Origin of the sequence: Leptospira vanthielii serovar Holland str. Waz Holland = ATCC 700522, assembly GCF_000332455.1 — a bacterium.
GTDB classification, from domain to species: domain Bacteria; phylum Spirochaetota; class Leptospiria; order Leptospirales; family Leptospiraceae; genus Leptospira_A; species Leptospira_A vanthielii.
Genome location: NZ_AOGY02000014.1, coordinates 28,736 through 53,507, shown reverse-complemented (window position 1 = coordinate 53,507; position 24,772 = coordinate 28,736). Strand labels below are relative to the sequence as shown.

Genomic DNA, 24,772 nt, shown 5'->3' with positions numbered 1-24,772 from the left:
GAATGGGAGAAGATGAAAGCAGTCACCATCCTAAAATACGACGAAACCGAACCACAATTAGAACTTAGGGAAAAAGAAATTCCTACACCGAAAGAAAATGAAGTTCGGATCAAAATCCATCTTTCTCCCATCAATCCTTCCGACCTCATGTTCATTCGTGGACTTTATGGTTTCAAAAAAAAAGCACCCGTGTCTGCAGGATTTGAAGCAAGTGGGACCATCGATGCCGTAGGGAGTGCGATCAAAACTCTAAAAGTGGGGATGAATGTCTCCTGTGTGGCGCCACAAAATGATGGGACCTGGGCTGAGTACATGATTACTACCGAAGACAACTGTTTGCCGTTAGTGGATGGAGTGACTCTTGACGAAGGATCTAGTTTTTTTGTAAACCCAATGACTGCTTGGGCTATGGTATCTCGTTGTGCGAAAGAAGGCCATCCTGCCATGATTCAAACTGCTGCTGCCAGTGCTCTGGGCAAAATGGTAGTACGACTATGTAAAGAACGGGGAATTCCACTAATCAATGTTGTGCGAAAAAAAGAACAAGAAGATAGTCTCACTGAAATTGGAGCAGAAAATATACTTAATTCCTCTTCCCCCAACTATCAAAAAGATTTATATAAAATTTCTAAAAAATTAAACGCAACCTATGCCATTGATGCGGTAGCCGGGGAAACAGCACAATCCCTTGTGGAATGTATGCCTTATGGATCAAAAATTGTATGTTATGGTGCTTTGTCAGAAAAACCATTTGCGGTGAATGCGGGAATTATGTTATTCCAAAACAAAAAGATCGAAGGGTTTTGGTTATCCTCTTGGATTTATGAAATTGGATTGGAAGAATTCCAAAAACAAGCCAAAGAAGCACAAAAATTTCTTAAAACCGTTTTCCAAACCAAAATCAACAAACGATTTAAGTTTGAGGAATACAAAGAAGGTTTGGAGTTTTATAAACAACATATGACCGAAGGGAAGGTAGTATTTGGTCCGTAGAATCTTATTTTTATTTGCTTTCGTATCTTCATTTTCATTCAATCATTGTTTGAGTGATACAAAGAAAAATTTAGAAAGTCTTAAGGCGTGTAAGTTTGATTTGGTGGATGTTCGTATTGACTTAAAACCAAATCCTAACTTTCCGATCATTCCTTTAGTTGATTTGTACCCGCAAGTTTCAGTTCAGAACCCAAACGATACTAAAGTTAGTATTTATCAATTTGATTTGGAAATCCAACTCATCACTGCGAATGGAAAAGAATACATTGGAAAACTTCAAAATGAATCTCCCTTAGAAGTGGAACCAAAATCGGAGTCGCTCGTGGTTCTGAAACTCATTCCAGAACAAAAACAATCGATCCTTCCTAAACTTTTACTTTTAGCAAGACAACTCTCTGAAGCAGCAAAACGCGGGGAAGAGGCTGAGTTCGAAATTTACGGCACGGTCGAAGTGGATAGTGTGTTTGGAAAACTTCCTATTCCCGTCCGGGAAGTCTCTCGGATCAAACTAAAAAAATGAAATGGTTTGTTTCGGGGGTATGGATCCTCTTTGTTTTTGCTGGGTTATCTTTCCATTGCATCCAAAATCGAGACGACTTGTTTTATTCGGCACCGGAAGGAAACCAAAAAACATTTGAAACCTATGCTCTGAAAAATTCAGCTTGTGGCACGAACAAACTTCCAGGAGCACTACTACTCGGAAGAGTTAAAATTGATGATCTGAAACTTTGTTTTCGAGCCATTGAACTCATTGATTGCGTTACCTGGAACACAGAGGGCTATGTTCCAGGTTCTTGTAAGGCAATTGGTACAAGCTTCAAATAGTTATGTGGCGTTACTTATTTGATTTATCCACTCCAGAAATTTTCTTATTCGTTTCACTTCTGTTTGCTGGTGTTTCACTACTTTTATTTGGAAAGCTGAGAAAAAAAGAAACGCCCGCTAACTCAAAATCAAAACAAGGATCTGGGGCCGATGACCCATCCAACTCCTCTGCTGGAAAATCCAAAAAAGATTCCAAATCCGCAAAAGACACAAACCTAAAGGTTATGGAAATTTTTGATTATAATGGAACCAAAATCCTCCACCAAGATGGTGCTTATACTGTTAACGACCAAGGAGTAGTTACCAATTATATGAATTGGAATCTCCTTCCTTCCAAATACCAAAAGATGGTAAAGGAACTGGACAACAGATCTTTAGGGGAAAAAGGAGAGGATTACTTTTTAGAAATGATCAACGGATTTTATTATGTGTCCCTGCCGGGGGGAAAGAAAAAAAGATACGATTCGATCCAAAGTATCCCGGCTGACATTCGCAAACGATTGGGAGTATAAACTCTTAAGTAGAAAGGACTCCCACTTTATTTTTTAACTTAGCCGGTTGTTTCGATTCTTGTAACATACGTTTTTTTTCTTTTTGTTCCCTGTCACGAAGAAGTCCTTCTTCTAAAACTTTCTTTGGTGGTTTTTTTAAGTCCCAAACAACTCCAAACCAACTTAGAGTTTTTAAAATATAATACGAAACATCGACTTCATACCAATAGAAACCTTGGTTGGCAGATGAACAATAGTAATGGTGGTTGTTATGCCAACCTTCTCCCATAGTAAGAAGGGCAAGCCATAGATTGTTTTTACTTGTATCCCTAGAATCATACCGAACTGAACCATACACATGTGATAAAGAATTGATCGTCCAAGTGGCGTGTCCCAAAACGAAAGTAGATACTGCATATCCATACACAAGCCAGCCCCATCCACCGACGGTGTACAGTAAAACCGCGTAACTCAAAGGGGCGATCCAATGGTAACGATCGAGAAAACGAAGTTCCGGATACTTGTAAAAATCAGGAATGAGTTTGGCTTCGTAATCGTTATAATCATCTCGAAGAAACCAAAACATGTGAGAGTACCAAAACCCTTTCCGGCTGGGAGAATGAATGTCCTTTTCTGTGTCGGAATACTTGTGGTGGTTTCTGTGATGTGCAGCCCACCAAAGAGGACCTTTTTGCATTGCCATAGCCCCAATCCAGGCCAAAACAAATTGGAAAACCCGAGAGGTTTTGAAGGAAGCGTGGGAAAAGTAACGATGGTAGGCCGCGGTAATTCCAAACATCCGAAGAAAGTAGGATCCAACAGCCACCCAAACGAGAGACCAGGAAAACGGAACAGTAAAAACAGTGAGGACTGTGGCCTGAACTAATAAGAACAAAACGAGGAAAAGTAAGGGTGCTCGTTCTTTGACAACGGGCGTTACAGTAGAGGGAGAAGAATTCATTCAAATAAACCTATACTTATTGGAGTCCTCCACTGGTGTTTGGTTGCAAAAAAATTCATTCTACTTGATTCCCGATTTGCTTATAGCACCCTGTCCATAAACCCATGTCATCGAAAATCGTTGTCCAAAAATACGGTGGAACCTCCGTTGGTGACACCACTAAAATCCAAAATGTGGCCAAACGTATCAAACGTTACCACGATGAAGGCCAAAAAGTTGCCGTTGTAGTATCTGCAATGGGACATACTACTGACGAACTTGTCGACTTGGCCGATCAGATTTCTAAAAATCCTCCAAAACGAGAAATGGACATGTTGCTTTCCACTGGAGAACAAGTGTCGATTGCACTTCTTGCCATTGCGCTAAACGAACTCGGAGTCCCTGCTCAGTCCTTTACTGGCTCTCAATTAAAAATTCTTACCGATGGAAACTTTTCTAACGGAAAGATTGAAATGATCGATCGCTCTCGTATTGATGAAGCATTTAACAAAGGGAAGGTGGTCATCGTTGCCGGTTTCCAAGGAATTGATAAAGACGAAAACATTGTCACCCTTGGTCGCGGAGGAAGTGATACATCTGCCGTAGCACTTGCCGCAGCTCTCGGTGCCGATGAATGTGAAATTTATACAGATGTGGATGGTGTTTACACGGCCGATCCACGTAAAATTCCAACCGCAAAGATGCACAAACAAATTACATACGAAGAAATGTTGGAACTCGCAAGCCTTGGTGCTGGAGTCCTTCACTCTCGGAGTGTGGAATTAGGTATGAACTATAACGTGGTCATCCACGTACGATCCAGTTTCCATGACAAACCGGGAACTTTAGTGATGAGTGAGGACAAAATTATGGAAAAAATGAAAGTAAGTGGAGTCACAGCCAAAGGTGACCAAGCACGAGTGACCATTGCTGATGTAAAAGACAAACCAGGGATTGCGGCAGAGTTGTTTACACAATTAGCAAATAAAGATGTGATAGTGGATGTCATAGTTCAATCGTCACCAAGAGATGGAATCAATACCATTTCCTTTACCATTGCGAAAAAAGACCTAACAGCTGCAAAACCAATCATCGAGGCTTACGCAAAAGACCATGGAAATGGAAAGGCAGAGTTCGATGAAAACATCTCTATTGTTTCTGCAGTAGGTGTTGGGATGAAATCGCACGTAGGTGTGGCCGCTAAAATGTTCCAATCACTTGCTGAAAAAAACATCAATATTGAAATGATTTCGACATCAGAGATTAAAATTTCCTGCGTCATTAAACAAAACCAAGCGGAAGATGCAGTAAAGGCTTTACATACCACGTTCATCGGGTAAGTTTACGACCGTATGCAAAAAGGATCACGATTATCTCAAATTTTCGTTTTGTTTTTTGCACCGGTAATTGTCTTTAGCCTTCTATTTGCCCCTCTCATAAGTTTAAGTTCCTACGAATCCTTAAATGCGGTTATGGCCATCGTTGGACCCAAGTCCATTTCCAGTTTGGATTATGAAGAAGGAATCGAACGGTATAAAAACCTATCTCGATTCTTTCCTAACTATCGAAAAAAAGGATCCCTCCACGCCCAGGTCATTGATTTTTTAATCGATAGAGCTGTTGTGGACAATGTTGCCGATGAAGAATCTATCCAGGTAAATGAAAAACGGATCGAAGCAGAAATCCAAAAAAGGATGGAAGCACAAGGGATCAGCGACTTAGAACAATTTAAAAAGGCTGTCCAAACCCAATTTAATTTACCCTATGATGTTTGGTTGGAAGATTTACCATACCAAATCAAAAAAGGCCAACTCCTACAAATTAAAGTCAGTCCACCTCTCCCTTCAGAACAAGAAGTTCTAGCATGGTATAACAAAAACAAATCGAAGGTAGGATCTGAGTTTAAATTTCGAGAAATTGTATTTTCACCATCCAATGCATCCATTGATGAAGAATCCCGAGTTTTCAACGAACTTACAGAAATTAGAAATAAATCGTTAAAAGATCCCTCATTTTTTAAACTAGTGGCCTCTGGTCCAAGAAATGAATCGCGTTATCGTTTGAATGGGGGTTTGGTCAACTGGGTTCCTACTTTTGAGTTGTTCAAAACGCATCCAACCACAGCCTCCGTATTATCACAAGTAGGTGGTCCCGGAAAAATTTCTGAAGTTTTTCGCGATGATCGCAAACGTTATTGTTTGGTTTATATTGAAGGAATGAGACCAACTCCTTTGGATGCAGTTAGAAAAGGAATCCAAGGGTTTTTATTTAGAGAAAAGGAACAAACCTCTTTTGAAGAATGGGTTACCAATACACGGAAAAATACATCTATTTCTATCTTTGATCCCATCTACATCAAAGAACACAGCATCAGTAACCCGGAAGAAAAATACAACATAGACTGATGATGAACCGAAAGGACTATAATCCAAGTTTTGCGGTAGTCTATTTGGACTCCCAATCCATTCATTTTTTAAATCAAAACTTTAAAGTGGAATTGTGGGAAGAATTTCTGCATCGATTGTCCCAAGTATTTCCTGGAATCCAAATCCATATCAATACAGATTCCACACTTTCTGAAAAAATTATTTCCAGTTCCCTGAAAGACAAACTCAAACTCCATGAAGATGTTTCCAAGGAGTATGAATTCCTACTCAAACTGGGAAAACTTTTACCCGAATCTAAATTCAAAGATCCTGATTGGGACGAAGTTTGTTTTCTTTATTTTACCGGAATTTCTCCACTTCTCGACTCTCAGCTAACAGAAAAAGCATGGGGCCGTCATAAAAATTTTTTTAGTCAGTATTCTTATTCGGAAAACTTACCGCCGGGACTCATACCCACCATCATCACACGGGAATTTCTCACATCGTTACCAGATACTTTAGTTACAGATGTCCATTCGTTTTTTCTAAAGAATATCAACCAATATGATGTAGATATTTTTTTCCAAGCACCAGACCTGCGCCAATTACGACTCGACTTTCGTTTGGCTTCTTTTCGTTCACTCACTCTTATTCAAGGTTTATTATCCCTTGGTGAAGTGTTGCCCTACGAAAACTTACTTCCTAAACTAAAAGAAAACCCGGAATTATTTCGCAGTGTCCCTTCCTATCTGGAATGGGAAATATATAAAGGTTGTGAGCTCAAATGTACATTTTGTCCGCGTGAGTTTACGGACAAAACTAATGACGGAAGTTTTGTTTCTTTAGAGGATGTGAAAAAAACCATTTCCAAACTCAATGCAGAACTAAATTCACAAATTACCATTAGCCTCTCTGGAAATGGAGAACCCCTCCTGCATCCAAACTTTCAATCTGTCGTAACAGATATCTTAAAACTAAGTTCCTTATCTGAACTCATTATTGAAACCGCACTTTATACAAATACGGAATCATTACTTTCTCTCGTAAACAGTTTGGATTCTTCCGAAAAAGAAAAACTCTGTATTATCGTAAATGTAACAACTTTAAAGCCAGAAGTGTATAAATCCTTATATGGAAAATCAGAACTGGAGAATGTTTTAAAAACGATTGATTTACTTGCTGAGATTCTCCCGAGTAAGTCACTACATGTTCAAATGATCAAAATGAAAGAAGTAGAAGAGGAGATTGATCCTTATTTTACTTTCTTTGAGAAAAAAGGAATCAATATCATCTTACAAAAATACAATACCTTTGCAAACAAACTTCCCGAACGTAGGGTAAGTGATCTCACTCCGATTCACAGAGATTATTGTTGGCATTTGGTTCGTGACTTATCTGTTTCTGTCAATGGCAATGTATCCATTTGCAAACAAAACCAAACCGAAGTGATTGGAAATTTGTATTCAGAATCGTTAAGTGATATTTGGCGAAAGGGATTAGATTTTTTTAAATTAAGTTTTAATGGTGAACATGGAAAAATTCCTGCTCCTTGTTTGAGTTGTGATGAGTGGTATACTTTCAACGCGTGATTGTTTTGCCTTCATTCAGGCAAGACTAGGATCCACACGACTTCCCAAAAAGATTCTAAAATCCATACCGGAAGAATCAAATACTTCAGTCCTTGACCATATCCACAGCCGACTTTCTACCATCTTTCCAAAAGAGCAGATCGTTTTTTTAGTTCCTGAAGGCGATTACGAACTTTTCGATTATTTAAATCTAAGGAACTACCAATCCTTTGTTGGATCTGAGAAGGATGTACGGGACCGCTTTCGTAAAGCGAGTCGCAAGTTTGATGCCAAACATATTTTTCGTTTAACAGGCGATAATCCCTATATTGATTTAGAATCCCTTCGGTATTTGTATGAAGCCATAACGACAATCTCCGATACCTATTACAGTCTTTCTATGGTAGGCCTACCTCTTGGGATGGGTGTCGAGTGTTTTTCACGAGAGTCTCTACTGTATGAAACCGAAAGCCCGGCCCCCGAAAGGCACACCGAACATGTCTCCCTACACATCAAAGAACATCCAGAAATTCATAAACAATACAGGCTTCATCCACCCCATCTCAGTCATTTAACGGAGATTAGCCTTAATTCTCTACGTATCACGGTGGATGAACCAAAAGACTATGAACTCGTTTGTCAACTATGGAGAGAATTAGGAGCCAAAAATTCTTTTTTTGGAGCCGAAGAAGTCATCCAACTAACAAAAGACAAACCAGAAATTTTTTCGATTAATTCCTCTGTGGAACAAGTGGTTTTCCCACTACCCAAGTTAAACCAAGAATCAAAAAAAGTGCGAATCGTTTATGGAGAACCATCGTTATTTGGAAGTGGACACTTAGAACGATGTAAGTCCCTATCCTTGTTTTTAGAAATGAAAGGCTTCCATGTAGAACTTTCTACAGAAGTCGATTCCAATTCGCCAAACTTACCACATATTTTGGATGTTCGAGAAAACGAATTCGCTTTGGTGAATCAGTTTTATATTGATAATCTCAATCATCTGCCAAATGAAGCCAATGCTAGTTTCTTTTTACCCAATCCATTCGCTCCAAAAACCAATGAAGAGGTTATCTCCTATTATAGTTCCCCACTCTCTGAGTTGGATTGGAATGAAGTTTCAGTCCTGGGACGAGTTCTTGTGTATGCCGGAAACCTCAATCACAAAGAATCAGAACAAATTGATACTTACCTGTTACAATTTTTAAACCAAACCAATAGAAACTTGGCACCTAATATAAATTCGTTGGTAAGAATCGGTGGGACAAAGCCAAAATCAGAAGACATTAAATACTATCCCCGATTGTCCTATATACAGTTTTTAAAAGAAATTCAAACCTCTGACTTTGTGTTAACCTATTTTGGCCAGACCATGATGGAATCTGTGGCCAATGGGAAAAAAGTATCTTTAGTAGGAATTACGCCGATTCATGAATCCTTAGGTGAGTTTGCAGAAAAGGAAATGGGAATTCCCTATATAGGATCTCTCACCTCTTTACCTCAGAAGCAAAGTTTCCCAAAGTCTTTTCCTCATTCAAAAATAAAATTAGTTCGCGATGCTCACTTAAAAATTTTGAAATGGTTAGAATCAATTTATGAAAGCTAAAATTCAAATTCTATTATTTGGTCTTACTCTATTTTTCTCTGTAAATCCTGTTTTCTCGGAAACAGAAGACAAAGAAACCATCGAAATCAATGCAAAGATTGAATTAGAAAAAGTCAGTCGTAATATTATCAATGCCCTCCGTTATGGGAGGTTTGTTTTAGCTGATACCGAATGGAAAAAAATCCAAACAGAAGTTTATAAATCTTATCCTGAGTATGATTATTTAAACGGAAGTTTGTTATACTCTCGAATGGAATGGCAAGAGGCAAAAGAAAGTTTAAACAAAGCCCTTAAAAAAGAACCCAACCATGAGGCCGCAAGTTTTTTACTCGGGATGATTTACGCACAAGAAGACAGTTGGTCCGAAGCCAAAAATACTTGGATGGAAACCAACCAAATCTCTCCTTACAATCCATTTTATCATTACAATCTGGGGCTTGCTTATTATATTTTAAAAGATTATAACAATGCAATTTTATCTTTAAACAAATCACTTGAATATAAAACAAACTACAACGAAGCAAAGTTTATTTTGGCAAAAACTTATTTAGAACTCAATGAAACAGAAAAAGCGAAAACAGAACTTGTCACCATCTTAGAACAAGATCCAAAACACATACAAGCATCCCATCTGATGGGCCGTGTGGTTTACATGACAGAAAAAGATCCTAAAAAATCACTTACGTATGTAAAAAACCAGAGACTTCTTGGATGGAGAGAGAAAAAAGTTTACGCACGGTGTTATTTTGAAATTCGCAAATGGAGAGATGCGGAAAATCTACTGAGACCCATCGCCTACTCACCATTTGCTGATGAATACGACCAAAGTTTTTACTTAAATTTACTTTTGAACTTAGGGTATGACGAAAGAGCCAACGACTTCTTTCATTTCATCCAAAAACAATCCCAAAACGAATCTAAAATTGCCGAAGCTTACAGAATGTTACTCTCTTCCCGTGAGGGAAAAGATTTACTTTATCACTATTTTAAACTTAGGTATTAATTTTCTTCTATTGAATTAACTATATTTGAATACGAGTATCAACACTCGTGTTTTCAAATATAGTTGTATGAAAAATTAAGAAACAACAATATCCGTTTTAGCTTGGGTGTATTTCCATTCTACCGCCACACGGATGAGTTTTTCGTTCTCCGTAATGCTGAGTTTGGATTTGATCCGAGAGCGTAAAGTTTCAATCGTAGAGGGAGCAAGTCCCATATTGGCGGCAATTTCCTTCACAGGCATCCCTTCACCGATCATAAGAAACACTTCCAATTCACGATTCGATAATCTATCAATTGGGTCTTTTTCGTCTTTTTGGGAAGCTCTGTATAAGTGACCTAACAAACGAGTGGCTTGTGAGGAACTTACAAAATAATCACCTTTTAGAACGGTATGGATGGCTTCTACAATTTGTGTGGTTGTGTCTTCTTTGAAAACATAACCCATCGCACCTAATTTGAAAGCACGATCCACAAAGGTATCATCCGTCAACATACTGATAATGATGACGGCGATATTTGGAAAAGTAGTTCTTAGGCGTTTGAGTAACTGCAAACCATTTTGGTTTTGTTTGAGTTGGATATCAATTAAGACCAAACTTGGTTGCAGTTTTTCTATATCATTAAATGATTTTTCAATGTTATCCGCACTCCCGATGCACTCTAAATCTTCTGATTTAGCAATTAAGTTTTGTAGTGCATCTACTACAAGAGGGTGGTCATCAACGATATAGACTTGTTTCTTCATATTTTCCGGCTCTAAGATTCTTTTAAAGCTGCGATCATCTCTTGCGTTGCTTTTTTACCATCACCAAACAACATCAAACAGTTGTCAGCGATGAAGAGTGGGTTAGGCACTCCGGCAAATCCAGGACTCAAGGAACGTTTAATCACAACTACCGTTTTTGCATTTCCCACATCCAAAATCGGCATACCGGCAATCGGTGATTTTGGATCTGTTTTTGCAAGTGGGTTAGTGACATCATTCGCACCATTGACGATCACAACATCAACATTTTCGAAAGTACTATTGATCTCGTCCATCTCTTTCAATCGATCATAAGGAATATCTGCTTCTGCAAGTAATACGTTCATGTGCCCAGGCATCCGACCCGCAACTGGATGGATTGCAAATGTTACATCGATACCGCGTGCAGTAAGAAGTTGGTACAAATCACGTACTGCATGTTGCGCTTGTGCTACAGCCATACCATAACCAGGGACAATCACTACAGTTCTTGCAACATCCAAGAGCATAGCCACTTCATCTGCGCTGGTTGATTTGATTTTACCAGAGTAAAAATCGCCATCATCTTTCATTTCTGTAGCGACAGCCCCGAATCCACCGAATAAAACATTCGTCAAACTTCGATTCATCGCTTTACACATGATCTGCGTTAGAATAATTCCAGAGGCTCCTACAAGAGATCCTGCAATGATAAGAACGTTATTGTTAAGAACAAATCCTGTTGCGGATGCTGCAATCCCTGAATACGAGTTAAGGAGGGAAATCACAACCGGCATGTCTGCTCCCCCAATCGGGATCACAAGGAAGATACCAAGAAGTAAACTCACACCACTTAAAATCCAATATATGGATTCGTCCGTAGGTTCTAAACATCCGTAAACACCAAGGCCGACTGCCGTAAGACCGACTAAAATTTTTACTAGTTGGTCACCAGGATAACGAACGGCTTTTTCTGTAATGAAACCTTGTAACTTACCGAAGGCGATAAAACTTCCAGAGAAAGTGATCCCACCAACTATCGCAGAGAATACTATGGAAACAATCTCTTGGTAGTTGACTGCAAATGCATACTTAGGAATGGAAAGTTGTAATGCTGCTCCCGCAACAAAAACGGAAGCAATCCCACCAAATCCATTGAGAATAGCAACAAGTTGTGGCATTGCAGTCATTTGGATTTTGATCGCTAAGATGATACCGATCGCTGAACCAATAAGAACGCCAACAATGATCCAATCATAAGTTAAGATGGCTTGGTCAAAGAGAGTTGCGACTACGGCGATAAACATACCCAAGGCGCCGAGTAAGTTTCCTCGTGATGCCGTTTTTGGATGAGCTAATTGTTTGATTCCAACGATGAAAAGTATGGAAGCAACGAGATAAGAAAGGTTAAGAATACTGACTAGTTCCATTATTTTGGTGAATCCTTTTTCTTAAACATTCCGAGCATTCTGTGAGTTACGAGAAACCCACCCACTACGTTGATCGTAGCAAAAATAACAGAGAGTAATCCCAAAATTTTTGTGATGTTACTCTCTTGGATTCCGGCAGCATAGAGCGCACCAATTAAGGTAATGCCGGAAATGGCGTTAGAACCCGACATAAGAGGGGTGTGGAGGATGGGAGGGATTTTTGTGATGATTTCAAATCCCACGAAGATCGCTAAAACGAAAATCGTGACGGCTGTAACAAATATTTCCATATACTAGAAGTAGTTATGGAAAAATTGGCCATTTTGGAAACAAAATTTTACATGGTTTTGCCACCTCGCTTCGTCTGGGAGGTGGTTTTCCCGAATTTTCAGGCTCTGTGCCAAATTCTTCCCCTCACAACTGATGAAAAAGACTTCGAAAGAGACCAGTGAACACCAACTCTTTGTTAGTGTTACTTTTTCTCTTTGACAACATCTTGGGTTCCATCAAATTTTTTGGTAGGCCCCGACCATGAAATCATATTTAGTTTTATTTTTATTTCTCTGCAATTGCCAAATCAGCTGGTACCACACTCGCGTTTCGCCGAGCCCGGGCACTGAGCTGCCACTTCCAGAAGGGCCAAACCTCCTCAGAGAAACAGGAACTTCCTGTTTTATTTCCCAAGTAAAGTTTAAAGAGGTGGGTGCCATCGATGAAAACTTTATTGGAAATTTCCCCGCCATTGATTCCCAATTCATAGAAAATATCAGAACCAACTTAAAACTAAAAAATACAAACACGAGACACATTAAAGAAATTTATGGGATTCCGGAATCCTTGTCCTATCTAAAAGAACTAGAGTCACTTCGCAAAGAAAAGTCATTTGAACGTTTTAAGCAAATTCAAAACTCAACAATTGACAAACAAGATAAGAAAACTATACTGAAATATGCAGAAATAGTAGATGCAGATACATTCTTTCATTCTTCCGATAAATACCCAATGTTTCATGAAATCGAAAATTGTGACACATACTACCACTTGTTTTATGCAAAAAGGGAAAAAGACAATTACAACATTGTGTTATTCTTAATATCTCTCGGAATCATTCCTACAGTGAACTACGAAAATCATTATTTCACAGTTTATACACGAAAGGCTTATGAAACAAAACTTACAAACATAACTTATAAATTTGGATATAGAAGGTTATTGACATGGCTTCTATTACCTACATTTAATTTTTTTAATAAAGTAGAAAACTATAACAACGACTACCGATTTTTTGATCATACCAAAGACCAGTTTTTGTCTGCCTTAGAAAATAAACACAGCCAACCCCTACCTATCAAACGATTGAATCCGGTTTATGGCGACATACTTGGTGAAAATTACACTTCCGATTCAAAACTCTTTCAAACACGCATTCCGATAGATAAACGTTTTGCTGTAATTCGTGATGGAAAATACAATGTTAGTTTTTTTGATCCCATCCATGGCCTTTTCAAAATCCAAGCCATCAATGTGAATGAAAAATTAAATTCAGATATCATCACTAACGGTTTTGAAAAAACACTAAAGAACTTTATTACCACCAATCTAGTTGATAAAATAAAGAAAAACTATCCTAAGTCTGGAATCATTCATGAAATTTATTCACCCGAATACAGAGATGGAACCTACACCTTCACATTAGAAGTTGCCAAACCAGATGCCGGAAAGGACCAGTTCAAAAAAGAATATTATGTATTTTCTTGTTTCAAATCCCAAAGCCAAATTTATATCCTTTCCCGAAGTTTACCAAGCGAAACAAATATAGAAACCTTACCCAAGTTAGCAGAATCGAGCATTTTAGAATTCTATCCTCAAATTACTTTTCAATCCAGATACATTGAACCTAAACCACTCGACTTAGATATTGCTATGGGAAATGAAAAGAAACAGGGGGATAACGAGGGAGACGGAGTTGATGACGACGATGATGAGGATGACGAAGAAGGGGAAGAACTGGCTGGTGGCGGAGGGGGTGCCGCCATGGGAGAGATTGATCTCGGTGGTCTTGTTTCCCTTTTAAAAGAAAGGACTCATATCCCTAAAAGTAGAATGGATATCAAACCCGGACGTTTCAAATTCAATAATGCACGTTTCAATCCTCCCAAAATGAATAACTCTAAGTTTCATTTTAAACCTGGCCGATCCAAAAACTTTTCCAATCCAAGTAAATGGAGGAAGTAGAAATTGTGAATCTGAAAAGTTGTTTAGTTGGCTTTTTGTGCAATCAAATAGGGAAAGAGTAAAACAGTAATATCCGAATTCTCATAGAACCCTGCCAAATATTATCGAATCGAAATGGCTGGATCTAAAAATCCAGCTTCCAAAAATCCCTTTGCTCTTAAAATACAGGAATCGCATTTCCCACAAGGTTTTCCTTGGATTGGATCATAACATGAATGTGTTAAATGGATGGGTGCACCTACTTCCATTGCCTTTAGAACAATATCCTTTTTGTTGGAATGCAAAAGAGGAGTTTTGATCTGAATAGAATTTCCCTTTTCACTTACACCTTTTTTGGTTCCAAGATTTGCCATCTTCTGAAAGGCTTTTATAAACTCTGGCCGACAGTCCGGGTACCCAGAATAATCTAAGGCATTCACACCAATATAAATGGAATCAAAGCCATGGCCTTCCGCTAAAGAAAGTGCAAATGACAAAAATAAAATATTCCTTCCAGGAACATAAGTATTAGGAATTTCCTTTTCCGCACCGCTTAGCAAAGATTTGGCGTTTTTTCTCACCTTAATTTTTTTTTCAGTGAGCGAACTTCCGAGAAAAAAACCAGGATCCAATTTTTGAATCACATGTTTGATTCCCAAAAGTTTTGCGATTTTTTTACTTTTTTGTAATTCAATTTTATGTTTTTGAGAATAATCAAAGGATAAGGCAAGTAATGGTAACTTTTTATCTTTTGGGTACCCGTAATCTTTTGCTGCTATGTATAAACAAGTGGTTGAATCAAGACCACCTGACAGAAGTATAACGGCTCCCCTAGACTTCGTAGCCATAAAAAAATCCTATTTAGGTCCTCGGTAAACACAAGAGCTAGTGCAAGTTTCATACAAAGTGATTTTATCGAGTAGAGAAAGTTTCGGTTTTAACTGATTCCAGAGCCAAACCGCAATGTTTTCACTCGTTGGATTCTCAAGACCTGGAACATCATTTAACACATAATGATCCAAATGTTCATCTAAGATTGGTTTTACGATGGATTTTAATTCACCGAAGTCCATGATCCAACCTGTATGGGGATCAATTTGCCCTTTGAGATACACTGCAAACCGGAAACTATGGCCGTGCATCCTGCGACATTTATGTCCTTCCGGAACATTTGGTAGAAAATGGGCCGCTTCAAAACCAAAGGTTTTGGAAAGTTCAATCTCTTCCATTACTCTTCCGTCGCGTATTCCGTAAACAGTGACTTTTGGTTTCCGGCATGGTCTTGGAATTCCACAGGGTAATTGGATGTAAAACAAGCATCACAAAATCCACCACCTTTATGCCCTTCCACCGCTTTGTGCATTGTATCCAATGTTAAATAAGCAAGTGTATCCACACGAAGATACTTTTGAATTTCATCAATGCTATGTGTTGAGGCAATGAGCTCTTTATGAGTAGGAATATCGATTCCATAATAACAAGGCGATACTGTTGGAGGAGCCGAAACTCTAAAATGGATTTCTTTGGCACCGGCATTCCGAATCATTTTAATGATCTTTCTGCTTGTGGTTCCCCGCATCACCGAGTCATCAATGATCACAACTCGTTTCCCATTCACAACTTCTTTCACTACATTGTATTTGATTTTGGCTCCAAAGTCCCGAATTTTTTGGTCCGGTTCAATGAAGGTTCGACCAATGTAATGGGAACGAATGAGTCCACTTTGGTAAGGAATCCCAGACTCTTCACTGTATCCAAGTGCCGCAATATTTGCAGAATCGGGAACAGGAATGATTACATCTGCTTCCACGGGCATAACACGCGCTAATTGGCGGCCAAGAGATTTTCTTACTTTATAAACAGATTCTTCAAAAATATAGGAATCGGGTCTTGCAAAGTATATGTATTCAAAAATACAAAGACTTGGTTTTGCTTTTGGAAACGGATAAAGAGAACGCACTCCGGTATGGTCAATGACAACCATTTCGCCCGGTTCCACATCTCTCACATATTCTGTATCCGTAATGTCAAAAGCGCAAGTTTCTGAGGCAAACACAATGGCACCATCAGAACGTTTCCCCATCACGAGAGGTCGGAAACCATTAGGATCCCGAACAGCAATTAGGTATCTTGGAGTTAAAACTAACAGAGAGTAGGCACCACGCACTTGCCCGAGTGACTCACAAAGAGCTTCGAGCAAATCCGATTTATGACTTTTTGCCATAAGGTGGACAATGACTTCGGAATCGATGGTGGTTTGGAAGATAGATCCGTCTCTTTCGAGACGATTTCTGATGTCCCAAGAGTTGACCAGGTTTCCATTATGCGCCAGAGCCACGGGACCTAAGTGGGATTCCACGCGGACGGGCTGGGCATTTCGTAAAAAACTCGCCCCCGTTGTGGAATACCGGTTGTGACCAATGGCAGAATCCCCTATGAGCTCTTTGATCTTCGGTTGAGTGAAGATATTTGCCACGAGGCCCATGTTGGCATACCGGTATAAGTGAGATCCATCGGTTGTGACGATCCCACTGGACTCCTGGCCTCGGTGTTGCATTGAGTACAAACCTAGGTAGGTAAAATTAGCAGCTTCCTTGCTATTGTAGATGCCGTATATGGCACATTCTTCTTTTGGTTTGTCAGATTGGAGAATCATTGTTAGAATGACAATTGCAGTATTTCCAAAATCCCAATTAGATGCAAATCAATTCCAACTATATTCTCGTTGATACAGCAAAAGCTTTGGATTTAGCTCTGATTAATCTCAGACAGTCCAAAATCATGTCGATCGACACCGAGTCCTCCGGTTATTACACGTACTACCCCAAAGTTTGTCTCATTCAGATCAATTCTAATGGCAAAAATTACCTGATTGACCCCCTAAAAATCACAAATTTGTCAGCTTTGGGTCCTTTGTTCGAAGATCCGAACATTCTCAAAATCTTCCATTCGGCACAAGATGACATCAAAGCCTTAAAAAGAGACTTTGGGTTTAAGTTTGTGAACACAGCAGATACAATGATCAGCTCTCGTTTGTTGTCATTAGAACAAAGTTCCTTGTCACATGTTGTGGAACATTATCATAAAGTGACTCTTTCTAAAGTAGAGCAGAAGTCTAACTGGGAACTTCGTCCTCTCCAAAAACAACAACTCAAGTATGCTGCATTAGATACTGCTTATTTAGAATCCATTTGGTTAAAAATGGAAGAAGAACTAAAACGTAGAACATTATATGATGAAGCAAAATCAGAATTCGAATTCATTGCTTCCGAAGAGTATGTAGCCAAAGAAGGAGAAGGTTTTTCCCTTGGAAAATTTCCTGACATTTTAAATTTTACACCTCTCGAAAGAAGAAAAATATTAGAACTCCTTCGTTATCGTGATGAAAAAGCAAAACGAATTAACAAAGCAAGTTTTAGAGTTTTTAATAACGATAGACTCTCTCAAGCAGTGAGAGAACAACCTAACGAAGAAAAATGTGTCGAATGGTTTGGTAAAAAAGATGGAACAGAAATCTTCAAACTATTAATTGCAGAATATAGCGATCCTATCGATACATCAGAACTTTCAAAACGTCACGGCGAAGATTTAAACGAAGACGAAAACCACAAGTTCGGGAATGCCAAAAAATGGCGACTCCGTATTATGCGCGCTAGGCGGATGGAACATTCCCTTCTTCCATCAAACAAACAGCTGATTACCATTTTACGCGCCGGACCTAAAGACTTAGAAGAACTAAAAGCATTACATGTTTTTTCGGATTGGAAAGTTCAAAACTATGGACCGAGTTTACTTGCTGCCATCCAAGGATTGTCTTTTGATTCGATGATTAACCGTTTGGTAGCCATCCGATCCAAAGAAGCATTTGTTGCCAAACGAAGGAAAAATCAAAACTCGAAAGATGAGGGTTGATGTTACCCTACCAGTCTTTTGTCGAAAAACTTTCACGGGACTTCGATGAACTTCCTGATACACCAGAGATCAAATCTGGTGTCATCTTTCCACTCTTTGGATCCAAAGAATCTGCCGAAGGGATCATCCTCACCGAACGTTCCAAAAACCTTAAATCTCACCCGGGACAAATCTCCTTTCCGGGAGGAGTGAAAGAAGACCAAGATCCCAATCTCCTTGTCACGGCCCTCCGTGAATGGGAAGAAGAGATGGGCGTCCACCGTTCCACTCTAAACGTTCTCGGAAAACTGGAAGGCCTACACACAAGAACGGGTTTCCATATTACCCCATTTTTAGCCACTTATGAAGGTGATTTTTCCTTTTATCACAATACAGCGGAAGTGGACCGGGTTTTACTTCTCCCCTTTTCCGATCTTTGGACAAAGCCTTTTTACGCCATCCAGATCCCCGGCCGGGAGCATTTTGCCTATTATTTTGATCTAGGTGACGGCCTTCTTTGGGGCGCCACCTGTGAACTCATTTTGCGTTTCCTCCGAGAACATTCTTCCTTTGATAGAACTCCCCTTATCGTCAAACCCAACCTGACAAAACCGCCCTATTTAGATCCCAAATCCCTCTAAGGTCAAATTCGGTTTTCGCCGATGTTGTACAAGTGCGGAACCGAAAAGAAAACTTAAACAAATTGTTTTTGGATCGTTTTCTGTTTTTTGTTGGTTGTTTTCTTTTACTTATATTGACTCCCCTTCTCGCACAAGTCCAACCTAACAAAAGATATGTGTTTATACTTGATGCCAGTGGTTCCATGTCAGAAAAATGGGATGGCAAAACCCGGATGGCCGTTGCCAAAGAAAAATTATTACAATTACTCGGCGGACTTCCAAAAGATGTGAGCGTTGGGCTTGTCGCTTATGGAAACAGAATCGCTGGTTGTTCTTCCGCAAGGTTGTATCATCCCATCCAAAAAGGGGCGGCTTCGGTTGTGAGTCAAAAAATCTCCTCCATTGTTCCCGCAGGTTCTACACCCATCGCACAGACTTTAAGTGTTGTGGGAGAATACCTCTTAAATGATTTGCAAGAAACAGAAATTATCTTTATCTCTGACGGAGTCGAAAGTTGTGAAGGTGACCCAAAATCGGTGCTTTACCAACTCAAACAATCAGGCAAAAAATTCCGTTTGCAAGTCCTTGGGATTGATATTGATCCAAAAGGAGAAGAAGATCTCAAACGACTTTCGATTTTGGGTGATGGAAATTATTATCCCTTAAAACGACCAGAAGATTATGATTCTTCCTTCCAACGGATTTTTTTTGCACATGACCCAGAATCTATGATTCTCTCAAATTCCAATGCAAAACCATTGCAGACAGAAGTACCAAACTTACCCAAAGAAAACCAAATCAAAATTCTAAATATCCTTCCTTATGAAGATGGTTCTGAATCAGGTTACATTCTAAACTACGAATACACAGGAGTGACCAATACCTCCTATATGGTGCAGTTGTACCTTTATCCAGCGGAAGAAAAGTTGCGAAGTTTTCCAGTTCCTCCCTTGCGAGAGAGGCGAATGGGAGATCTCGCCAAACACCAAATCGAATTCCAATTGGGGCCAGAAGGAAAAGGGCGTTGGACCTTTCGATTGCCCACTGGAAAACGGATGCGGGCCTCCGCCGAACTCTGGGATATGACTGGGATTCCGAAAATTCTTGCCCTATCAGAAGAAAAACCCGTTCAGTAGAACCCTGGTTTCGACCGAAACTGATAGTAATGAGACAGAATTCGACAGATTGGCAATTTTGGAGAAGGGCCCTTTTCGCCCTAGGAATCCTACTCTCTACGGGATTTTTACCCCTAACCGCTGACCGTTCGGTAAGTCAAATTTTTGCCAATGAACGCACCAAACAGGGGGAAATTCTTTACCAAAAAGCAAAAGAGTTTTTGGAAGATCGAAACCATTACCAATCCGTAGAATCCTGTAAAAGTTTTTTATTACTCTACCCAAGCCATCCCAAAACAAGGGAAGTTCGGAAGGTTTTAAGTTCCAACTACCGCATGACAGGAGATATTTTAGCTCTTGCCGAAAACGAACTCAAAATTTATAAAGAATTTCCCAATACAGAAGAAGGTCTCGAATCGTACTTAATTTCAGGCAAAGCTTATGTCCGTATGGGCCGGGAAGATAAAGCCTATCAGATTTTTCAGGACATTATTAAAAATACGTATTCTAGCAAAATTGCACAAGAAGCGGAATTAGAACTGACCCAGATGGAAATTCTGGGAGAGAGTAAAAATAAGTAATTTTTACGAAAATATTGCCCTAGGGATCTCCGATAATAAACTAGGCACGTTGAGCAAAAAGGGTTCAGAGATTTAAGAATGTCGTTTTTTCAAATGGTTACTTTCCCGGCGAACTCCTACATTATTGTAGAGGGGAAAAAGGATGCGAACAATTTCTATATCATCCGTGAGGGTAAAGTACGTGTCACTCGTGAGACTGCTGTTGTTGGAGAAGATCCCAACCAAGTTTTAGGACCTGGTGACTTCTTTGGCGTAGTGGCTGCCATGAGCCAACACCCTCAAATTGAATCCGCCACTTCACTTACAAATGTATCGTTAATATCTGTTAGTTATGACCAATTTGGAACCTTAATCCAAAAGTCTACAGCAGTTGCGATGAATATCATTCGTTTCTTCTCCATGAAGTTACGACAATTTGATACCACAATCACTCGATTATCTTTTAGAAATGCAGTCGAAGAAGATCCAAACGAACTCTTCAAAATTGGCGAATACTATTTCCAACAGCAAAATATTTCACATGCCTCCTTCGCATACCAAAGTTATCTAAAACATCTTCCCAATGGACAGTTTGTACCGCAGGCTAAGTTGCGATTACAAACCATGAACCAACCGTTTCAAGCGGCAGCGATCGATTATACAAAGTTCAATCGAAACTACAAAGATAGTGAGATGATCTTTTGTGAACACGAACCTGGTAAGGAACTTTTCATCTTACAAAGTGGAAAAGTAAAGATTTCCAAAATCGTAAACCAAAACGAAGTGATGCTCGCAGTTCTCCAAGCGGGAGACATTTTTGGAGAGATGGCAATTCTTGATAACAAACCTCGTTCTGCCTCAGCAGTGGCCGCAGGAGATGTGGAACTACTTGCCATCAACAAAGCCAACTTTGAAGGAATGGTGAAAGCTCAACCACAATTGGCAACAAGGCTCATCACTTTACTATCCGAAAGGATTTGGATTGCTTACAAACAATTAGCAAACTTACTTCTAAAAGATCCACAAGGCCGTATCGTAGATACCCTAATGACTCTGGCAGAAAAGAACAGAATCAAAGTAGCTGCCAAACAAGCTTACAATTTTGAAATTGGAACCAAAGACCTTCTCAAAATGGTGGGCCTTACGGATCCAAAAGATGAACTCATTATTTCCGATATCATGAAGAATAATAAATTTATTCGTATGGATATGGGAAAAATTGTTTGTTCCGACATGGCAGAGCTAGAAAAACTCGTCCAATTCTATCATAAAAAGGCTAACATGGAGAATAAGCTAAAGAAGCTGAAATAACTTCTTGCAAACTTTCCTCTCCTGACTTATGTTAGAGGCCAAAGAAATATGAGTGATAAGATACTAGTAGAAGAAAAGGGAAACACGATTCGTGTTCGCTTTATGGATCAGATTCTGGACGGAAATGCGCCGGAGTTACGGGAAATTTTAGCGGAGATCCTAGAAAAGAACGTTCAAGAAATCTATTTGGATTTGGAAAAAGTGGTGATTGTGAGTTCCCTCGGGATCTCTCGCCTGCTTTCTTTCAAAAACAAAGCAGATGAAAAGAAAATGACAGTGAAGATTGTCAACATCCAAGAAAAACTAAAAGAAACTTTGAAGAAATTGATGTTGGATCAGTTTTTTGGTCTCTAAACCTAACCAAACTAATTTTTAATACTTTCCACTTTAAAACTGATTTGAAATTCCACTGCCTTTATTAATGGCAGTGGAAACCATTGGGTCATAATCTTTTGATTCATTACAAATCATAAATCTTTAAACACAATTCATAACAAATAGAGACGAAAATGCTCGTGCTTTACGAGTGAATGGAACATTTCAGACGGTAATGTTTATATTACCGACTTTGAAGGTTTGACAAAAATAGCAGAGACTCTCTCCCTCGGAACTTAAGGATAAGTTTACTAATGTTTGAACTGGTTAAAATCCTTGAGTTTTTAAATCAGCTTCCATCATGATTTTTACTAGCTCTTTAAATTTAACCTTTGGTTCCCAACCTAACTGGCGTTTTGCCTTTTCTGGATTACCGATTAAAAGCTCCACTTCTGTTGGTCTGTAGTATTTAGGATCAATTTTTACAAGAACTTGGCCGGTTTTTTTATCCTTACCTACTTCCTTGTCAGCCTTACCTTCCCAAACTACTTCGTACCCAGCAATTTTATAAGCTTCTTCAATGAACTCACGAACAGTATGTGTTTCATTGGTTGCCACTACATAGTCGTCAGGAGTGTCTTTTTGTAACATCATCCACATCATCTCTACGTAGTCAGGAGCATATCCCCAGTCCCGTTTGGAATCGATATTTCCCATAGTGATGTGAGAAAGTTTTCCTGCTTTGACTTCAGATACTCCAATGGTTACTTTTCTAGTAACAAATGCCTCACCACGTCTCGGAGATTCATGATTGAATAAAATTCCGTTAGATGCGTGCAAATTGTACGCTTCTCTATAATTCACAACAGCCCAATAAGCATAGAGTTTAGCCACTGCATAAGGCGAACGTGGGTAGAATGGTGTTTTTTCTGTTTGTGGAACTTCCTGAACGAGGCCGTAAAGTTCAGAAGTAGACGCTTGGTAGAACCGTGTATTGATCCCTGTTTGTTTGATCGCATCTAAAATCCGTAATGTTCCCACAGCATCCACTTCTGCAGTGTATTCAGGAACTTCGAAAGAAACCTGAACATGAGACTGAGCTGCCAAATTATAGATTTCAGATGGCTGGATTTTTTCTAAGATTCGGTTTAAGTTCGAGGAATCTGTCATGTCTCCGTAGTGGAGATGAAGATTTGGATTTCCATGAAGGTGTTCAATTCGATTGCGATTGAAAAGGCTCGTTCTGCGAACGATTCCGTGGACTTCGTGCCCTTTTTGGAGGAGGAGTTCTGCCAGATAGGAACCGTCTTGGCCTGTGATTCCGGTAATGAGTGCTTTTTTCATAGATCAGGGATCAGTATTTTAAGTTTCTTTAGTAAGAAAAGGAAAAATGGGCCAGGTGGGGTAAATAATCCCAAAAAGTAGGCCCTATTTTCTTTTGCCTTTCGCCCCTAAAGTTTGGAATTCCACTTTCGGTCGGTATCGACAAAACCAAAAAAACTAAAACAATCCTTCATACACTTTGGCTTTCTTTGTAGTTAATAAAAAGGGGCGGCCAAAGGAATTGGTAAGGGATCCGTCTGGATCTACCCCTGCTGCTTTGTAAATGGTGGCCACCAAATCTCTTACATGTAGGGCCTCTGTTGGTTTTAAGGCTTTGGATCCTGTTTCATCTGTTTCCCCCAAAACATATCCTTTGGCAAAAGGACCTCCCCCGAGTAAGGTAGACCAAACTTTTGGATGGTGGTCACGTCCATCCCTTGAACCCACATCGGGGGTTCTACCAAATTCACTCGTTAAAACAAATAACGTCTGTTTAATGAGACCGGTGTTGTTTAGATCCTCTAAAAGAGAAGCAATGCCTATATCCGTTTCTTTCATAATTTTTGTTATTTGTGCTTTGTTGCCGGTGTGAGTGTCAAAGCCGCCGATGGAAATATGAATGAAGGGAACTTCCTGGGCAGCGAGTCGTTTAGCAAGTAACATAGCTTTTCCTTGCCAAGTGGTTCCATACCGAGCACGCGTTTTTTCATCTTCCAAACTGATCCGAAAACTATCGATGTTTTTGGAGTTTCGAAATTCCTCTGCGGCCACGAGCATATTTTTCCAATGTTTGGATTCAGTGGTAGGATAGGTTTTTGAAAACTCTCCATTCATAAAGGAAACCAAATCTTTTCTTCTAAGAATCCGATCTTCAGAGAATTTTCCATAAGATGGATTGAGGTGTTGGATGGGTTCATCTACATTGCCCACATGGTAACCCGAATAATCGATTCCTAAAAAACCAGAGTTTCCATTTTTCCCACCCCTACCTCCAATTGTCACATAACTTGGAAAATACGATGATTTGATTTTGGATTTTTTGGCATAGGCAATGACAGCACCGAAATGGGGGATGTCTGGAAACCCCATAGCTTCTGTCATTCGGTAGCCGGTTCCAAGTAACATCTGGGCAAATCCATGGTCTCCTTCTTCACTCCAAGTGGATTTAACGATTCCAATCGTATGCATTTGTTTGGCGGTGAAGGAAAATGGTTCCAGTAGAGAAAGTCCGGAGATACTGGAACTCACCTTACCAAAAGCACTATTGGGTTTGGGATCGAGAGTGTCTACGTGACTCATCCCTCCCATCATTTCGATAAAGATGACGGACTTTACCTTAGAAGGAAGGGTTATCGATTCCTCTTCTTCTTCGGCAGCTCGTAAACTCCCAAAAGGATTTGTGGAAAATAAAAAGGGACTAATCCCTAGACTCATCATTGCTTTTTTTAAAAATTCTTTACGGTGCATTTTGATTC

The 24,772-nt window shown here is 39.5% G+C and carries 25 protein-coding genes; 16 read left to right on the top strand and 9 right to left on the bottom strand.

What is annotated here, in order from left to right; genetic code table 11:
• The first annotated feature begins 12 nt into the window (after positions 1-12).
• From LEP1GSC199_RS02500 to LEP1GSC199_RS02485, 4 genes are read left to right on the top strand one after another with little or no spacing between them, the layout of a single operon-like run.
• On the top strand, positions 13-993 hold the full coding sequence (locus LEP1GSC199_RS02500) for a zinc-binding dehydrogenase (RefSeq protein WP_232420586.1): 981 nt from the start codon (positions 13-15) through the stop codon (positions 991-993).
• Positions 983-1,513 (top strand): LEA/WHy family protein, encoded by a 531-nt coding sequence (locus tag LEP1GSC199_RS02495; RefSeq protein ID WP_002977071.1) that lies wholly within the window; start codon positions 983-985, stop codon positions 1,511-1,513. Before LEP1GSC199_RS02500 ends, LEP1GSC199_RS02495 begins: the two co-directional genes overlap by 11 nt.
• Entirely contained in the window at positions 1,510-1,818 is a 309-nt protein-coding gene (locus tag LEP1GSC199_RS02490) for an LIC13255 family lipoprotein (RefSeq protein WP_002977032.1), read from the top strand. The genes LEP1GSC199_RS02495 and LEP1GSC199_RS02490 overlap by 4 nt, the downstream gene beginning before the upstream one ends.
• Before the next feature lie 2 nt (positions 1,819-1,820).
• Positions 1,821-2,330 carry a hypothetical protein gene (locus LEP1GSC199_RS02485; protein WP_002977217.1) on the top strand — a complete coding sequence of 170 codons (510 nt, stop codon included), beginning with the start codon at positions 1,821-1,823 and terminating at the stop codon, positions 2,328-2,330.
• Between the two features lie 4 nt (positions 2,331-2,334).
• Here the strand turns inward: LEP1GSC199_RS02485 and LEP1GSC199_RS02480 are convergent, their stop codons facing one another.
• Complete coding sequence (locus LEP1GSC199_RS02480) at positions 2,335-3,270, bottom strand: acyl-CoA desaturase (RefSeq protein ID WP_002976866.1); 936 nt, start codon at positions 3,268-3,270, stop codon at positions 2,335-2,337.
• Positions 3,271-3,374: 104 nt separating this feature from the next.
• On the opposite strand from LEP1GSC199_RS02480, the gene LEP1GSC199_RS02475 reads away from it, so the two are divergent.
• The 5 genes from LEP1GSC199_RS02475 to LEP1GSC199_RS02455 are packed head-to-tail and all read left to right on the top strand — an operon-like array spanning position 3,375 to position 9,792.
• The gene (locus LEP1GSC199_RS02475; RefSeq protein ID WP_002977253.1) at positions 3,375-4,589 is read left to right on the top strand and encodes an aspartate kinase; all 1,215 of its coding nucleotides are present in this window, start codon (positions 3,375-3,377) and stop codon (positions 4,587-4,589) included.
• Positions 4,590-4,601: 12 nt separating this feature from the next.
• Complete coding sequence (locus tag LEP1GSC199_RS02470; protein ID WP_002977108.1) at positions 4,602-5,654, top strand: putative peptidyl-prolyl cis-trans isomerase; 1,053 nt, start codon at positions 4,602-4,604, stop codon at positions 5,652-5,654.
• Positions 5,654-7,204 carry a spiro-SPASM protein gene (locus tag LEP1GSC199_RS02465; protein WP_002976982.1) on the top strand — a complete coding sequence of 517 codons (1,551 nt, stop codon included), beginning with the start codon at positions 5,654-5,656 and terminating at the stop codon, positions 7,202-7,204. Before LEP1GSC199_RS02470 ends, LEP1GSC199_RS02465 begins: the two co-directional genes overlap by 1 nt.
• Positions 7,179-8,789, top strand: coding sequence for a cytidylyltransferase domain-containing protein (locus LEP1GSC199_RS02460; RefSeq protein WP_002976927.1), 1,611 nt, complete (start codon positions 7,179-7,181; stop codon positions 8,787-8,789). Before LEP1GSC199_RS02465 ends, LEP1GSC199_RS02460 begins: the two co-directional genes overlap by 26 nt.
• Complete coding sequence (locus LEP1GSC199_RS02455; protein WP_002976885.1) at positions 8,779-9,792, top strand: tetratricopeptide repeat protein; 1,014 nt, start codon at positions 8,779-8,781, stop codon at positions 9,790-9,792. The genes LEP1GSC199_RS02460 and LEP1GSC199_RS02455 overlap by 11 nt, the downstream gene beginning before the upstream one ends.
• 75 nt (positions 9,793-9,867) lie before the next feature.
• On the opposite strand, the gene LEP1GSC199_RS02450 is transcribed toward LEP1GSC199_RS02455, so the two are convergent.
• Genes LEP1GSC199_RS02450 through LEP1GSC199_RS02440 form a run of 3 tightly spaced genes read right to left on the bottom strand, consistent with a single transcriptional unit; the run spans position 9,868 to position 12,238 of the window.
• A complete protein-coding gene (locus LEP1GSC199_RS02450; RefSeq protein ID WP_002977218.1) occupies positions 9,868-10,539 on the bottom strand; it encodes a response regulator transcription factor in 672 nt (223 codons plus the stop codon).
• Between the two features lie 11 nt (positions 10,540-10,550).
• Entirely contained in the window at positions 10,551-11,948 is a 1,398-nt protein-coding gene (locus LEP1GSC199_RS02445; protein WP_002977055.1) for an NAD(P)(+) transhydrogenase (Re/Si-specific) subunit beta, read from the bottom strand.
• Complete coding sequence (locus LEP1GSC199_RS02440; protein WP_039925846.1) at positions 11,948-12,238, bottom strand: NAD(P) transhydrogenase subunit alpha part 2; 291 nt, start codon at positions 12,236-12,238, stop codon at positions 11,948-11,950. Before LEP1GSC199_RS02440 ends, LEP1GSC199_RS02445 begins: the two co-directional genes overlap by 1 nt.
• Positions 12,239-12,479: 241 nt before the next feature.
• Between LEP1GSC199_RS02440 and LEP1GSC199_RS02435 the strand changes: the two genes are divergently transcribed.
• Positions 12,480-14,183 carry a hypothetical protein gene (locus LEP1GSC199_RS02435; protein ID WP_002977241.1) on the top strand — a complete coding sequence of 568 codons (1,704 nt, stop codon included), beginning with the start codon at positions 12,480-12,482 and terminating at the stop codon, positions 14,181-14,183.
• Between the two features lie 101 nt (positions 14,184-14,284).
• Here the strand turns inward: LEP1GSC199_RS02435 and queC are convergent, their stop codons facing one another.
• Genes queC through purF form a run of 3 tightly spaced genes read right to left on the bottom strand, consistent with a single transcriptional unit; the run spans position 14,285 to position 16,818 of the window.
• Positions 14,285-15,010: a 7-cyano-7-deazaguanine synthase QueC gene (queC, locus tag LEP1GSC199_RS02430; RefSeq protein ID WP_002977090.1), complete on the bottom strand. Its 726-nt coding sequence runs from the start codon at positions 15,008-15,010 to the stop codon at positions 14,285-14,287.
• 9 nt (positions 15,011-15,019) lie between these two features.
• Positions 15,020-15,391 (bottom strand): 6-carboxytetrahydropterin synthase QueD, encoded by a 372-nt coding sequence (queD, locus tag LEP1GSC199_RS02425; RefSeq protein WP_002977298.1) that lies wholly within the window; start codon positions 15,389-15,391, stop codon positions 15,020-15,022.
• A complete protein-coding gene (gene purF, locus LEP1GSC199_RS02420) occupies positions 15,391-16,818 on the bottom strand; it encodes an amidophosphoribosyltransferase (RefSeq protein ID WP_039925843.1) in 1,428 nt (475 codons plus the stop codon). Before purF ends, queD begins: the two co-directional genes overlap by 1 nt.
• A 41-nt stretch (positions 16,819-16,859) precedes the next feature.
• On the opposite strand from purF, the gene LEP1GSC199_RS02415 reads away from it, so the two are divergent.
• The 6 genes from LEP1GSC199_RS02415 to LEP1GSC199_RS02390 all read left to right on the top strand — a co-directional run bounded on the left by LEP1GSC199_RS02415 (position 16,860) and on the right by LEP1GSC199_RS02390 (position 22,013).
• A complete protein-coding gene (locus LEP1GSC199_RS02415) occupies positions 16,860-18,074 on the top strand; it encodes a ribonuclease D (RefSeq protein WP_002976932.1) in 1,215 nt (404 codons plus the stop codon).
• Positions 18,074-18,694 (top strand): NUDIX hydrolase, encoded by a 621-nt coding sequence (locus LEP1GSC199_RS02410; protein WP_002976794.1) that lies wholly within the window; start codon positions 18,074-18,076, stop codon positions 18,692-18,694. The genes LEP1GSC199_RS02415 and LEP1GSC199_RS02410 overlap by 1 nt, the downstream gene beginning before the upstream one ends.
• A gap of 32 nt (positions 18,695-18,726) precedes the next feature.
• Entirely contained in the window at positions 18,727-19,809 is a 1,083-nt protein-coding gene (locus tag LEP1GSC199_RS02405; protein WP_002977149.1) for a vWA domain-containing protein, read from the top strand.
• 29 nt (positions 19,810-19,838) lie between these two features.
• Positions 19,839-20,369, top strand: coding sequence for a tetratricopeptide repeat protein (locus LEP1GSC199_RS02400; RefSeq protein ID WP_002977240.1), 531 nt, complete (start codon positions 19,839-19,841; stop codon positions 20,367-20,369).
• Between the two features lie 78 nt (positions 20,370-20,447).
• Positions 20,448-21,659, top strand: a complete 1,212-nt coding sequence (locus tag LEP1GSC199_RS02395; protein ID WP_039925841.1) for a Crp/Fnr family transcriptional regulator — start codon at positions 20,448-20,450, stop codon at positions 21,657-21,659.
• Positions 21,660-21,707: 48 nt separating this feature from the next.
• Positions 21,708-22,013 (top strand): STAS domain-containing protein, encoded by a 306-nt coding sequence (locus tag LEP1GSC199_RS02390; protein ID WP_002972217.1) that lies wholly within the window; start codon positions 21,708-21,710, stop codon positions 22,011-22,013.
• Between the two features lie 288 nt (positions 22,014-22,301).
• On the opposite strand, the gene gmd is transcribed toward LEP1GSC199_RS02390, so the two are convergent.
• Entirely contained in the window at positions 22,302-23,318 is a 1,017-nt protein-coding gene (gmd, locus tag LEP1GSC199_RS02385; protein ID WP_002976810.1) for a GDP-mannose 4,6-dehydratase, read from the bottom strand.
• A gap of 156 nt (positions 23,319-23,474) precedes the next feature.
• Positions 23,475-24,764: a DUF1501 domain-containing protein gene (locus LEP1GSC199_RS02380; RefSeq protein ID WP_002977196.1), complete on the bottom strand. Its 1,290-nt coding sequence runs from the start codon at positions 24,762-24,764 to the stop codon at positions 23,475-23,477.
• Positions 24,765-24,772: the final 8 nt, after the last annotated feature.

What these genes read in the sequence shown, in the direction of transcription:
- LEP1GSC199_RS02500 (WP_232420586.1), top strand. Translation starts at nt 13, where the DNA reads ATGAAAGCAGTCACCATCCTAAAATACGACGAAACCGAACCACAATTA.
- LEP1GSC199_RS02490 (WP_002977032.1), top strand. Translation starts at nt 1,510, where the DNA reads ATGAAATGGTTTGTTTCGGGGGTATGGATCCTCTTTGTTTTTGCTGGG.
- LEP1GSC199_RS02485 (WP_002977217.1), top strand. Translation starts at nt 1,821, where the DNA reads ATGTGGCGTTACTTATTTGATTTATCCACTCCAGAAATTTTCTTATTC.
- LEP1GSC199_RS02480 (WP_002976866.1), bottom strand. Translation starts at nt 3,270, where the DNA reads ATGAATTCTTCTCCCTCTACTGTAACGCCCGTTGTCAAAGAACGAGCA.
- LEP1GSC199_RS02475 (WP_002977253.1), top strand. Translation starts at nt 3,375, where the DNA reads ATGTCATCGAAAATCGTTGTCCAAAAATACGGTGGAACCTCCGTTGGT.
- LEP1GSC199_RS02470 (WP_002977108.1), top strand. Translation starts at nt 4,602, where the DNA reads ATGCAAAAAGGATCACGATTATCTCAAATTTTCGTTTTGTTTTTTGCA.
- LEP1GSC199_RS02465 (WP_002976982.1), top strand. Translation starts at nt 5,654, where the DNA reads ATGATGAACCGAAAGGACTATAATCCAAGTTTTGCGGTAGTCTATTTG.
- LEP1GSC199_RS02460 (WP_002976927.1), top strand. Translation starts at nt 7,179, where the DNA reads ATGAGTGGTATACTTTCAACGCGTGATTGTTTTGCCTTCATTCAGGCA.
- LEP1GSC199_RS02455 (WP_002976885.1), top strand. Translation starts at nt 8,779, where the DNA reads ATGAAAGCTAAAATTCAAATTCTATTATTTGGTCTTACTCTATTTTTC.
- LEP1GSC199_RS02450 (WP_002977218.1), bottom strand. Translation starts at nt 10,539, where the DNA reads ATGAAGAAACAAGTCTATATCGTTGATGACCACCCTCTTGTAGTAGAT.
- LEP1GSC199_RS02445 (WP_002977055.1), bottom strand. Translation starts at nt 11,948, where the DNA reads ATGGAACTAGTCAGTATTCTTAACCTTTCTTATCTCGTTGCTTCCATA.
- LEP1GSC199_RS02440 (WP_039925846.1), bottom strand. Translation starts at nt 12,238, where the DNA reads ATGGAAATATTTGTTACAGCCGTCACGATTTTCGTTTTAGCGATCTTC.
- LEP1GSC199_RS02435 (WP_002977241.1), top strand. Translation starts at nt 12,480, where the DNA reads ATGAAATCATATTTAGTTTTATTTTTATTTCTCTGCAATTGCCAAATC.
- queC (WP_002977090.1), bottom strand. Translation starts at nt 15,010, where the DNA reads ATGGCTACGAAGTCTAGGGGAGCCGTTATACTTCTGTCAGGTGGTCTT.
- queD (WP_002977298.1), bottom strand. Translation starts at nt 15,391, where the DNA reads ATGGAAGAGATTGAACTTTCCAAAACCTTTGGTTTTGAAGCGGCCCAT.
- purF (WP_039925843.1), bottom strand. Translation starts at nt 16,818, where the DNA reads ATGATTCTCCAATCTGACAAACCAAAAGAAGAATGTGCCATATACGGC.
- LEP1GSC199_RS02415 (WP_002976932.1), top strand. Translation starts at nt 16,860, where the DNA reads ATGCAAATCAATTCCAACTATATTCTCGTTGATACAGCAAAAGCTTTG.
- LEP1GSC199_RS02410 (WP_002976794.1), top strand. Translation starts at nt 18,074, where the DNA reads ATGTTACCCTACCAGTCTTTTGTCGAAAAACTTTCACGGGACTTCGAT.
- LEP1GSC199_RS02400 (WP_002977240.1), top strand. Translation starts at nt 19,839, where the DNA reads ATGAGACAGAATTCGACAGATTGGCAATTTTGGAGAAGGGCCCTTTTC.
- LEP1GSC199_RS02395 (WP_039925841.1), top strand. Translation starts at nt 20,448, where the DNA reads ATGTCGTTTTTTCAAATGGTTACTTTCCCGGCGAACTCCTACATTATT.
- LEP1GSC199_RS02390 (WP_002972217.1), top strand. Translation starts at nt 21,708, where the DNA reads ATGAGTGATAAGATACTAGTAGAAGAAAAGGGAAACACGATTCGTGTT.
- gmd (WP_002976810.1), bottom strand. Translation starts at nt 23,318, where the DNA reads ATGAAAAAAGCACTCATTACCGGAATCACAGGCCAAGACGGTTCCTAT.
- LEP1GSC199_RS02380 (WP_002977196.1), bottom strand. Translation starts at nt 24,764, where the DNA reads ATGCACCGTAAAGAATTTTTAAAAAAAGCAATGATGAGTCTAGGGATT.